The organism is Pseudomonas sp. B14-6, from assembly GCF_013260315.1.
GTDB classification, from domain to species: domain Bacteria; phylum Pseudomonadota; class Gammaproteobacteria; order Pseudomonadales; family Pseudomonadaceae; genus Aquipseudomonas; species Aquipseudomonas mandelii.
Genome location: NZ_CP053929.1, coordinates 790,874 through 803,516 on the forward strand (window position 1 = coordinate 790,874; position 12,643 = coordinate 803,516).

Sequence of the window (12,643 nt, forward strand, 5' to 3'; positions counted from 1 at the left end):
GGCCGCCGGGAATGGTTGTTCCCTTTCCAAGGCCTGCAACGCAGGCTGGCCCGCTTTAAGGCACAACCCGAAGGGCCGGGCCTGCTGTTGTGCAGGGCTGCGTTGCTCGAAGCTTATTTGGAATGACCAAACCACGCTTCTCGCGCCTTGCCCTGCACAACAGCAGACCCGGCGCGGCGGGGTAATTAGCTGAGAACGCCCCCTCTGTCAAGGCCGTTTTCATTTGTGCTTCAGTGTCTTAGATAAATCTCCTGTTACGTAAGCCGAAGGTAAATTGCCGGTAAAGGCGCTTTGCTTAATGCCCACCAGTGCTTATCGTTCAGCCTCCCGTAGAAAGAAGCTCACGCGCCCAATGGTTGATCATTCCATGCAATCCTCCGCTTCCCGTAATCCTCGTCGCTGGCTGCTCGGCCTGCTTGTCCTGTTGGTCATCGCGGGCCTGTGCTGGAAATTCTGGCCCGCCGGCACTGCCAATAAGGACGGAGCTGCGCCGAAAGCCGTGGCCGGCCACACAGGCAAGTCGGGGGGATGCGTCCTGGCTTCGGCGGGGCGACCGGACCGATCCCGGTGCGCGTGGCGCCGGCGGTCAAGGGTGATTTTCCGCTGTACTACAAGGCACTGGGCACCGTTACCGCACTGAACACCATCAATGTGCGCAGTCGGGTTGGCGGCGAACTGATGAAGATTTCCTTCGAAGAAGGGCAGATGGTCAAGGCCGGCGACCTGCTGGCTGAAATTGATCCGCGCCCTTACCAGAACGCCTTGCTCCAGGCCGAAGGCACGCTGCTGCAGAACCAGGCACAACTGAAAAACGCGCAGGTCGACGTCGAGCGTTATCGCGGCCTGTTCAAGGAAGACAGCATCGCCAAGCAAACCCTGGACACCGCCGAAGCACTGGTCGCCCAGTACCAGGGCACGGTCAAGACCAATCAGGCGGCGGTCAACGACGCCAAGCTCAATCTCGAATTCACCAGGATCCGCGCCCCGATTACCGGGCGCGTGGGTCTGCGGCAGCTGGACGTCGGCAACCTGGTGGCGGCCAACGACACCACGGCGCTGGCGATCATCACCCAGACCCAGCCGATCAGCGTCGCCTTCACCTTGCCGGAAAACAGCCTCGACATCGTCCTGGCACGCTACCGCACCGGCGCCAAATTGCCGGCCGAAGCCTGGGACCGTGGTGACACCAAGTTGCAGGCCACCGGTGTGTTGCAGAGCCTGGACAACCAGATCGACGTGACCACCGGCACCCTGAAATTCAAGGCACGCTACGAGAACCGTGATCAGGCGCTGTTCCCCAATCAGTTCGTCAACGTCCACCTGCTGGCCGACACCTTGAAAGACGTGGTGCTCGCGCCATCGGCGGCGATTCAGTTCGGCACTAACGGCACCTTCGTCTACGCCATGGACGGTGACAAGAAAGTCGCGATCCGCCAGTTGAAAGTCGGTGCCAGTGACGGTGAAAACACTGTGATTGCCGAAGGCCTGGCGCCTGGGGACCGTGTGGTCCTCGAAGGCACTGACCGCCTGAAGGAAGGCAGCGAAGTGGAGGTGGTCAACGACACCAAGGACGTGCCGACCACCCCGACCGGGCACCTGCAAGGCAAGTCGGCAGCCAGCTCGGCTGAGCCGGCGACCACCGACAAGGCGAAAAAGGGCGGCGCATGAACATCTCGCGGCTGTTCATCCTTCGCCCGGTCGCCACCACGCTGAGCATGCTGGCCATTATCCTGGCCGGCGTGATTGCTTATAGGCTGCTGCCGGTGTCGGCATTGCCTCAGGTGGATTACCCGACCATCCGCGTCATGACGCTGTATCCCGGCGCCAGCCCGGATGTCATGACCAGCGCCGTGACCGCGCCGCTGGAGCGTCAGTTCGGGCAGATGCCCGGCCTGACTCAGATGGCGTCGACCAGTTCCGGTGGCGCGTCGGTGCTGACCCTGCGTTTCAGCCTCGACATCAACATGGACGTCGCCGAACAGCAGGTGCAGGCCGCGATCAACGCTGCGACCAATCTGCTGCCCAAGGACCTGCCGGCACCGCCGGTGTACAACAAGGTCAACCCGGCGGACACCCCGGTGCTGACCCTGGCCATCACCTCCAAAACCATGCTGTTGCCCAAGCTTAACGACTTGGTCGATACGCGCATGGCGCAGAAAATCGCCCAGATCAGCGGCGTCGGCATGGTCAGCATTGCCGGCGGCCAGCGCCAGGCGGTGCGGATCAAGGTCAACCCGGAGGCGTTGGCGGCCAACGGCTTGAACCTGTCGGATGTGCGCACCCTGATCGGCGCGTCCAACGTCAACCAGCCCAAGGGCAACTTCGACGGCCCGACCCGGGTCTCGATGCTCGATGCCAACGACCAACTGACCTCGCCGAAGGACTATGCCAACCTGATTTTGGCCTATGCCAACGGCGCGCCGCTGCGCCTCAAGGACGTGGCCGAGATTGTCGACGGCGCCGAGAACGAACGCCTGGCGGCGTGGGCCAATGAAAACCAGGCGGTGTTGCTGAACATTCAGCGTCAGCCCGGCGCGAACGTTATCGAGGTGGTCGACCGTATCAAGGCCTTGCTGCCGAGCATCACCGACAACCTGCCGGCCGGCCTCGACGTCACGGTCCTCACCGACCGCACCCAGACCATCCGCGCCTCCGTCACCGACGTGCAGCACGAATTGCTGATCGCCATCGCGCTGGTGGTCATGGTCACGTTTCTGTTCCTGCGCCGGTTCAGCGCCACGATCATTCCGTCGGTGGCCGTACCACTGTCGTTGATCGGCACATTCGGCGTGATGTACCTCGCCGGCTTCTCGGTCAACAACCTGACCTTGATGGCCCTGACCATCGCCACCGGTTTCGTGGTGGACGATGCGATCGTGATGCTGGAGAACATTTCCCGGTTTATCGAAGAAGGGGACAGTCCCCTTAATGCGGCGCTGAAGGGCGCCAAGCAGATCGGCTTTACCCTGATTTCCCTGACCCTGTCGTTGATCGCGGTACTGATCCCGCTGTTGTTCATGGCGGATGTGGTGGGGCGCTTGTTCCGCGAATTCGCCATCACCCTGGCGGTGGCGATCCTGATTTCCCTGGTCGTGTCGCTGACCCTGACGCCGATGATGTGCGCACGGTTGTTGAAACGTGAACCCAAGGAAGAAGAACAGGGCCGTTTCTACCGGGCCAGCGGCGCGACAATTGATTGGATGATCGCGGCTTACGGCCGCAAGTTAAAGTGGGTTCTCAAGCATCAACCGCTGACACTGATGGTAGCCATCGGCACCCTGGCGCTGACGGTGTTCCTGTATTTGATCGTGCCCAAGGGCTTTTTTCCGGTGCAGGACACGGGCGTTATCCAGGGCATTTCCGAGGCGCCGCAGTCGATTTCCTTTGCCGCGATGAGCGAGCGGCAGCAGGAACTGGCCAAGGTGATCCTGGCCGATCCGGCGGTGGAGAGCCTGTCGTCCTACATCGGTGTCGACGGCGACAACTCGACGCTCAACAGCGGTCGCCTGCTGATCAACCTCAAGTCCCACAGCAACCGCGACCTGAGCGCCACCGAAGTGATCGCCCGTCTGCAACCGGAACTGGACAAGCTGGTTGGCATTCGCCTGTTCATGCAGCCGGTGCAGGACTTGACCATTGAAGACCGTGTCAGCCGCACGCAATACCAGTTCAGCATGTCGTCGCCAGATTCCGAGTTGCTCAGCCTGTGGAGCGGTCGTCTGGTGGACGCACTGACGCAACGGCCGGAGTTGACCGACGTCGCCAGCGACTTGCAGGACAAGGGCTTGCAGGTCTATCTGGTGATTGACCGCGATGCAGCGTCGCGGGTCGGCGTATCGGTGTCGAACATCACCGATGCGCTGTACGACGCCTTCGGCCAGCGGCAGATTTCCACCATTTACACCCAGGCCAGCCAGTACCGCGTGGTGCTGCAATCGCAGTCCGGCGAGAAGATCGGCCCGGATGCGCTGAACCAGATTCACGTCAAGACCACCGACGGCGGGCAAGTGCGCCTGTCCAGCCTGGCGCGCATCGAGGAGCGTCAGGCGCAACTGGCGATCACTCACATCGGCCAATTCCCGGCCGTGATGATGTCCTTCAACCTCGCACCCGGCGTGGCGCTGGGGCACGCGGTGGAAATCATCGAACAAGTGCAAAAAGACATCGGCATGCCGATTGGCGTGCAGACCCAGTTCCAGGGCGCCGCCGAGGCATTCCAGGCATCGTTGTCGAGCACCTTGCTGCTGATTCTGGCGGCGGTGGTGACCATGTACATCGTGCTCGGCGTGCTCTACGAGAGCTACATCCACCCGATCACCATTCTCTCGACCTTGCCCTCGGCGGCGGTCGGCGCCTTGCTGGCGTTGTTGTTGAGCGGCAATGACCTGGGCATGATCGCGATCATCGGCATCATTTTGCTGATCGGCATCGTGAAAAAGAACGCGATCATGATGATCGACTTCGCCCTCGACGCCGAGCGCAATCAGGGCATGGACCCGGAAACCGCGATTTATCAAGCGGCGCTGCTGCGTTTCAGGCCCATCCTGATGACTACCCTGGCGGCATTGTTTGGTGCGGTGCCGTTGATGCTGGCCACCGGTTCCGGCGCTGAATTGCGCCAGCCGTTGGGCCTGGTGATGGTCGGCGGTTTGCTGCTGAGTCAGGTGCTGACGTTGTTCACCACGCCGGTGATCTACCTGTATTTCGACCGTCTCGGTCGGCGCTGGGGTCGCAAGTCTGAAGCCGCGGAAGCGGTAGAGCAGCCATGAACCTGTCCGGACCTTTCATCAAGCGGCCGGTCGCGACCATGCTGCTGAGCCTGGCGATCATGCTGCTGGGCGGCGTGAGCTTCGGCCTGTTGCCGGTGTCGCCGTTGCCGCAGATGGATTTCCCGGTGATCGTGGTCCAGGCCAGCTTGCCCGGCGCCAGCCCTGAGGTTATGGCCTCGACCGTGGCCACGCCGCTGGAACGCTCCTTCGGCGCCATCGCCGGCGTCAACACCATGAGCAGCCGCTCCAGCCAGGGCTCGACCCGGGTGATTTTGCAGTTCGACCTCGACCGCGACATCAACGGTGCGGCCCGGGAAGTGCAAGCGGCCATCAACGCCTCGCGCAACCTGCTGCCGAGCGGGATGCGCAGCATGCCGACCTACAAGAAGGTCAACCCGTCCCAGGCGCCGATCATGGTGCTGTCGCTGACCTCCGACGTGCTGGAAAAAGGCCAGCTCTATGATTTGGCCTCGACGATCCTGTCCCAGAGCCTGTCCCAGGTGCAGGGCGTCGGTGAGGTACAGATCGGCGGCAGCTCCCTGCCGGCGGTGCGCATCGAACTCGAACCCCAGGCGCTCAACCAGTACGGCGTGGCCCTGGACGATGTGCGCAACACCATCGCCAATGCCAACGTGCGCCGGCCCAAGGGCTCGGTCGAAGACGGCCAGCGGCTGTGGCAGGTGCAGGCCAACGATCAACTGGAAAAGGCCAAGGATTACGAATCGCTGATCATCCACTACGCCGACGGCGCGGCATTGCGCCTGAAAGACGTGGCCAAGGTCAGCGATGGCGTCGAGGACCGCTACAACAGCGGCTTCTTCAACAATGACGCGGCGGTGCTGCTGGTGATCAACCGCCAGGCCGGTGCGAACATCATCGAGACGGTCAACGAAATCAAGGCTCAGCTGCCGGCGTTGCAGGCGGTGCTGCCGGCCAGCGTCAAGCTGAACCTGGCGATGGACCGCTCGCCGGTGATCAAGGCGACGTTGCACGAAGCGGAAATGACCCTGCTGATCGCCGTGGCGCTGGTGATTCTGGTGGTGTTCCTGTTCCTCGGTAACTTCCGCGCCTCGCTGATTCCGACCCTGGCGGTACCGGTGTCGCTGGTCGGCACGTTTGCGGTGATGTACCTGTACGGGTTCTCCCTGAACAACCTGTCGCTGATGGCGCTGATCCTGGCCACCGGGCTGGTGGTGGACGACGCCATCGTGGTGTTGGAGAACATTTCCCGGCACATCGATGAAGGCGTGCCGCCGATGAAGGCCGCCTACCTGGGGGCTGAGGAAGTCGGCTTCACGTTACTGTCGATGAACGTCTCGCTGGTGGCGGTGTTCCTGTCGATCCTGTTCATGGGCGGGATTGTCGAAAGCCTGTTCCGCGAGTTTTCCATCACCTTGGCAGCGTCCATCGTGGTCTCGCTGGTGGTCTCGCTGACGCTGACGCCGATGCTCTGCGCCCGTTGGCTCAAGCCGCACACGCCGGGGCAGGAAAACCGTTTGCAGCGCTGGAGCCAGCGGGCCAACGAGTGGATGGTCGGCAAATACGCCACCAGCCTGGACTGGGTGCTGCGTCACCGCCGGCTGACCTTGCTCAGCCTGATCGTGACAGTCGGCGTTAACATTGCGTTGTATGTCGTTGTTCCTAAAACGTTTATGCCGCAACAAGACACCGGCCAGCTCATCGGTTTCGTGCGCGGCGACGACGGTCTGTCGTTCAGCGTCATGCAGCCGAAAATGGAAACGTTCCGCCGTGCCGTGCTCAAGGACGATGCGGTGCAAAGCGTCGCCGGGTTCATCGGCGGCACCAACGGCACCAACAACGCCTTCATGCTGGTGCGCTTGAAGCCGATCAAGGAACGCAACATTTCCGCGCAGAAAGTCATCGAGCGCCTGCGCAAGGAAATGCCCAAGGTCCCTGGTGCGCAGTTGATGCTGATGGCGGACCAGGACTTGCAGTTCGGCGGGGGGCGTGAACAGACCACGGCGCAGTATTCCTACATCTTGCAAAGCGGTGATCTGGGCGCATTGCGCCAGTGGTACCCGAAAGTCGTCGCCGCTTTGAAAGCATTGCCAGAGCTGACGGCGATCGATGCCCGTGAAGGTCGGGGCGCCCAGCAAGTAACGCTGATCGTCGACCGCGATCAGGCGAAACGCTTGGGAGTCGACATGGACATGGTCACCTCAGTGTTGAACAACGCCTACAGCCAGCGGCAGATCTCGACGATTTACGACAGCCTCAACCAATACCAAGTGGTGATGGAGGTCAATCCGAAATACGCCCAGGACCCGATCACGCTCAAGCAGGTGCAAGTGATCACCGCTGACGGCGCGCGGATTCCGCTGTCGACCATCGCGCACTATGAAAACAGTCTGGAAGATGACCGGGTCAGCCATGAAGGCCAGTTCGCCTCCGAAAGCATTGCCTTCGACATGGCGGAAGGCGTCACGGTGGAGCAGGGCAGCGCCGCCATCGAGCGCGCAGTTGCCAAGGTGGGCCTGCCGGAGGATGTCATTGCGAAAATGGCCGGCACCGCCGATGCCTTCGCCGCCACCCAGAAGAGCCAGCCGTGGATGATTCTCGGCGCGCTGGTGGCGGTCTATCTGGTGCTGGGCGTGCTGTACGAAAGCTACATTCATCCGCTGACCATTTTGTCGACATTGCCGTCGGCCGGGGTTGGCGCGTTGCTGTCGATCTACGCGCTGGGGGGCGAATTCAGCCTGATTTCGTTGCTCGGGCTGTTCCTGCTGATCGGCGTGGTCAAGAAAAACGCCATCCTGATGATCGACCTCGCGCTGCAACTGGAGCGCCAGCAGGGCCTGGCGCCGCTGGAGTCGATTCGCAGTGCCTGTCTGCAACGTCTGCGGCCGATTCTGATGACCACCCTGGCGGCGATCCTCGGCGCGTTGCCGTTGCTGTTGGGTCGTGCCGAAGGCGCGGAAATGCGTCAGCCGCTGGGCCTGACCATCATCGGCGGGCTGATTTTCAGCCAGGTGCTGACCCTTTACACCACCCCGGTGGTTTACCTCTATCTCGACAAACTGCGCCATCGCTTCAACAAATGGCGTGGCGTGCGTACCGATGCTGCTCTGGAAACTCCGCTATGACTGACCGTTCGCTTATCAATCTGGCCACGCCACTGGCAGCCGCCCGGGGCTCGCGTTTGTTGAGCCTGGCGCTGTGCGTGGCGATGCTCAGCGCTTGCGCTGTCGGCCCGGACTACCAGCGCCCGCCAGCCGCCGCGCCGGTGCAATACAAGGAAGCCGCCGGCTGGCGTCAGGCCAGCCCGAGTGATTCACTGGCCCGTGGTGCCTGGTGGGAGTTGTATGGCGATCAGCAGCTCAACGGCCTGATCGAAAAACTCAACCGCTCCAACCAGACTGTCGCCCAGTCTGAAGCCCAGTACCGTCAGGCCCAAGCCTTGGTGCGCAGTGCCCGGGGCGCGTTTTTTCCGACGGTGGACCTTACAGTCGGGAAAAATCGTTCCAGCCAGGGCACCGGCAGCAGCAGTTCGAGTTTGACCAGTTCCTCCAGCGGGATTCGCGACACCTACACTGCGCAGGCCGGGGTCAGTTGGGAGGCGGATATCTGGGGCAAATTGCGCCGAGGCCTGGAAGCCGACACTGCCAACGCCGAAGCCAGCTTCGCCGACCTGGCAGCGATGCGCCTGAGCCAGCAATCGGAGCTGGTGCAGAACTACCTGCAATTGCGGGTGATCGACGAACAGAAACGCCTGTTGGAAGCGACCGTCGAGGCCTATCAGCGCTCGCTGAAAATGACCGAAAACCAGTACCGCGCCGGTGTCTCCGGCAAGGACGCGGTGGCCCAGGCGCAGACTCAGCTTAAAAGCACCCAGGCGGACATGGTCGATCTGATCTGGCAGCGTGCCCAGTTCGAGAACGCCATCGCCGTGCTGATCGGGCTACCACCCGCCGAGTTCAACCTGGCCGAAACCAAGACCATCCCGGCATTGCCTGAAGTGCCGCTGGGCCTGCCGTCGCAGCTGCTCGAGCGTCGCCCGGACATCGCTTCCGCCGAGCGTTCGGTGATGGCGGCCAACGCCAACATCGGCGTGGCCAAGGCCGCCTACTACCCGGACCTGACCCTGAGCCTGAACGGCGGTTACAGCAGCAGCACCTATGCCAACTGGATCAGCGTGCCGAACCGCTTCTGGTCGGTAGGGCCGCAACTGGCCATGACCCTGTTTGATGGCGGCCAGCGTTCGGCCGAGGTCGATCGCAGTGAAGCGGCCTACGACGAAACGGTCGCCAAGTACCGCCAGACCGTGCTCGATGGTTTCCGCGAGGTGGAAAACTATCTGGTTCAGCTCAAGGTGCTGGAAGACGAAGCCGGTGTGCGCCAGGAAGCACTGGATGCTGCGCGTGAATCCCTGCGGTTGACGCGAAATCAATACAAGGCCGGATTGATTGCTTACCTGGACGTGGTGGTCATCCAGGCCACAGCGTTGAATAACGAACGTAACGTTTTGAGTCTGTTACAGAGCCGCTTGATCGCCAGTGTGCAGTTGATTGCAGCGCTGGGCGGTGGTTGGGACGGGGCGCTTCAAGTCAGCGAAAACAAATAGCCCTGACACCCACCCCCTTTGTTGATCGTTCCCACGCAGAGTTCGGGAACGATCAACTTGAGCCTATGGGGCGATCAAACAAGCGTTTCATCGGGTTGATGGCCATTTGATTACTTTGTCAGTGCGTTCTTTTGCGCAATCAGTACAATCGCCCGATTTGCCCTGCCGAGAACGGAAGCAGTACGGGGGGCGATCGCGAGAAGTCACATGCTCATCGGTAGCTATTCCCCCACGCTGGTTATCATTTCGCTCTGTGTAGCGATTCTCGCCTCCTATACCGCGCTCGACCTGACCGAACGCATTGCCACCGCCAAGGGCCGTGCCGTGTTCCTTTGGACCGCGGGCGGCGCCTTTGCCATGGGCGTGGGCGTGTGGTCGATGCACTTTATCGGCATGCTCGCGTTCACCTTGCCCATCGATCTGGGGTACGACTTCAGCCTTACGTCCCTGTCGCTGCTGACCGCGATCCTGTCCTGCGGTTTTGCCCTGTGGCTGGTCAGTCAGCCCCGGTTGCCGTCCTGGCAACTGGCGTTCGGCGCGCTGATCATGGGCGCCGGGATCAGTGCCATGCATTACACCGGCATGGCGGCCATGCGCATGCAGCCGGGCATCGATTACGACCCGACGCTGTTTGGTGCATCGCTGCTTATCGCCGTCGGTGCTTCCGGCGCCGCGTTATGGATCGCCTTCCGCCTGCGCCAGCACACGCCGTATGTGGGCCTGTTTCGCGCCGGTGCGGCGGTGATCATGGGCCTGGCCATCGTCGGCATGCATTACACCGGAATGGCGGCGGCACGCTTCCCGGACGGCAGTTTCTGTGGCGCCGCCCTCAGCGGCTTGAACGGCAAAGGCCTCGACAACCTGGTGCTGATCACCACGCTTGCGGTATTGAGCATCGCCTTGTTGACCTCGGTTCTCGATGCGCGTCTGGAAGCCCGTACCGCGGATCTTGCGCGCTCGTTGACGCAAGCCAATCGTGAACTGACCCAACTGGCCCTGCACGACACCCTGACCGGCTTGCCCAATCGCATGTTGCTGGCCGACCGTATCGAACAGGCCATGTCCAAGGTTCAGGAGCAGGGCGGTTGCTTTGCGCTGATGTTTATCGACCTCGACGGCTTCAAACCGGTCAACGATGCCTTCGGCCACCACATGGGCGATCAGTTGCTGCGCGAGGTCGGTTTGCGTCTTCGCGAAGACATGCGCAGTCAGGACACCTTGGCGCGGATCGGCGGCGATGAATTCGTCCTGCTGGTACGCCTCAGCGAGCCAAATGACGCGCTGAACGTCGCCGCGCGGCAGGTCGGGCTGATCGGCAGTTCGTTCCGGGTCGCCGAGCAAGACCTGCAGATTTCCGCCAGCCTTGGCATCGCGCTGTACCCGGGGAACGGCCAGACCGCCCAGGAATTGCTGATGAACGCCGACGCAGCGATGTACCACGCCAAGGGCGCCGGGAAAAACGGCTACAGCTTCTTCGACGCCTCGATGAACAGCAACGCGCGCAAACAGCTGCAACTGCTCCAGGATTTGCGCAATGCTCTCGATCAGCAGCAGTTCAGCCTCTATTACCAACCCAAGTTCGACGCCAGCAATGGTCGTCCGGTGGGTGCTGAGGCGTTGCTGCGTTGGGAGCATCCGACCCAGGGCATGCTGCTGCCGGACAAGTTTATCGAGCTGGCGGAAAGGACCGGGCTGATCATTCCCATTGGTGAATGGGTGCTGAACGAAGCCTGCCGCCAGATGCGCGAGTGGTACGTGCTCGGCTACACCGACTGGCGCATTGCGGTGAACCTCTCGGCGTTGCAGTTCTGCCATACGGGCCTGGTCAAGAGCGTCTCCAACGCCTTGACCCGGCATCAGTTGCCGGCCAACAGCCTGACCCTTGAAATCACCGAAACCACCGCCATGAGCGATGCCGATGCGAGCATGACGGTGCTTCAGGAACTTTCGGAAATGGGTGTCGATCTGTCCATCGATGACTTCGGCACGGGTTATTCGAGCTTGATGTACCTCAAGCGCCTGCCGGCCAATGAGCTAAAGATCGACCGCGGTTTTGTCCGCGATCTGGAACACGACAGTGACGACGCCGCCATCGTGTCCGCCATCGTCGCGCTCGGCCAGGCGCTGGGCTTGCGCATTGTCGCCGAAGGCGTCGAGACCGGTGTCCAGCAAGACTTCCTGACCAAACTCGGTTGCGATTCGTTGCAGGGCTACCTGCTCGGGCACCCGCTGCCGGCGGATCGCTTCATGGCCGACATAGTTCGTGGTGAACGATGGGTGCCTGTGGCCGCTGTCGAACCTGCCTGATCGTGAGGGGCGACGGCGTCTACAGAGACCCCAATGCACACAGCGTTGGCGAGTTCAGTTGATGTGAGTCCATGCAAAAGCTGGCAATGGAGGTTATTCTTGCCCCCGATTGCTTACGCGTGAAGGGGAAGTCAACATGGACAAAGTCATTGTCATCACCGGCGGCGGCCGTGGTATCGGCGCGGCAACCGCGCTGTTGGCTGCAGGGCTTGGTTATCGGGTCTGTATCAACTATCAGTCCGACGAATCGGCTGCACAAAGCGTCCTTGAGCAAGTTCGGGCTCTGGGTGCTCAAGCCATTCTCGTGCGTGCCGACGTCAGCATCGAAGACGAAGTGATCAGTCTGTTCCACCGCGTGGACACCGAACTGGGTCGCGTCACGGCGCTGGTGAACAACGCCGGCACCGTGGGTCAAAAATCCCGCGTCGACGAAATGTCCGAGTTCCGCATTCTCAAAACGCTCAAGACCAATGTCCTGGCACCGATCCTCTGCGCCAAGCACGCGATCATGCGCATGTCGCCCAAGCATGGCGGGCAGGGCGGCAGCATCGTCAATGTGTCCTCTGTAGCCTCACGTCTGGGTTCACCCAACGAATACGTGGATTACGCAGCGTCAAAAGGCGCGCTGGACAGCTTCACCATCGGCCTGTCCAAGGAAGTGGCGGGCGAGGGCATTCGCGTCAACGCGGTGCGGCCAGGCTTTATTTACACCGACTTCCATGCGCTGAGCGGTGACCCGGATCGGGTCAGCAAGCTGGAATCGGCGATCCCGATGGCCCGCGGTGGACGGCCGGACGAAGTGGCCGAGGCGATTATCTGGTTGCTGTCGGACAAGGCTTCTTATGCGACCGGGACTTTTGTTGACCTGGGTGGTGGGCGTTAATCCTTAAGATTTGTATTGTCCGGCCCGGCCCCTTCGCGAGCAGGCTCGCTCCCACGGTGGATTGATGTGAACACAGTATTTGTGAACGACACTAAATTCCTG

General features: G+C 61.6%; 5 protein-coding genes and 1 pseudogene. All 6 read left to right on the forward strand.

The window, feature by feature from the left end; genetic code table 11:
- Nucleotides 1-352 precede the first annotated feature (352 nt).
- The 6 genes and pseudogenes from HP062_RS03680 to HP062_RS03705 all read left to right on the forward strand — a co-directional run bounded on the left by HP062_RS03680 (nucleotide 353) and on the right by HP062_RS03705 (nucleotide 12,541).
- Nucleotides 353-1,668: pseudogene (locus HP062_RS03680) on the forward strand (MdtA/MuxA family multidrug efflux RND transporter periplasmic adaptor subunit).
- Nucleotides 1,665-4,769, forward strand: coding sequence for an MdtB/MuxB family multidrug efflux RND transporter permease subunit (locus HP062_RS03685; protein WP_010459912.1), 3,105 nt, complete (start codon nucleotides 1,665-1,667; stop codon nucleotides 4,767-4,769). Before HP062_RS03680 ends, HP062_RS03685 begins: the two are co-directional and overlap by 4 nt.
- Nucleotides 4,766-7,873 carry an efflux RND transporter permease subunit gene (locus tag HP062_RS03690; protein ID WP_010459913.1) on the forward strand — a complete coding sequence of 1,036 codons (3,108 nt, stop codon included), beginning with the start codon at nucleotides 4,766-4,768 and terminating at the stop codon, nucleotides 7,871-7,873. Before HP062_RS03685 ends, HP062_RS03690 begins: the two co-directional genes overlap by 4 nt.
- The gene (locus tag HP062_RS03695) at nucleotides 7,870-9,351 is read left to right on the forward strand and encodes an efflux transporter outer membrane subunit (RefSeq protein WP_102593609.1); all 1,482 of its coding nucleotides are present in this window, start codon (nucleotides 7,870-7,872) and stop codon (nucleotides 9,349-9,351) included. The genes HP062_RS03690 and HP062_RS03695 overlap by 4 nt, the downstream gene beginning before the upstream one ends.
- 207 nt (nucleotides 9,352-9,558) lie before the next feature.
- Nucleotides 9,559-11,658 (forward strand): bifunctional diguanylate cyclase/phosphodiesterase, encoded by a 2,100-nt coding sequence (locus HP062_RS03700; RefSeq protein WP_172790839.1) that lies wholly within the window; start codon nucleotides 9,559-9,561, stop codon nucleotides 11,656-11,658.
- 136 nt (nucleotides 11,659-11,794) lie between these two features.
- Complete coding sequence (locus tag HP062_RS03705) at nucleotides 11,795-12,541, forward strand: SDR family oxidoreductase (protein WP_010459916.1); 747 nt, start codon at nucleotides 11,795-11,797, stop codon at nucleotides 12,539-12,541.
- The last annotated feature ends 102 nt before the right edge of the window (nucleotides 12,542-12,643 follow it).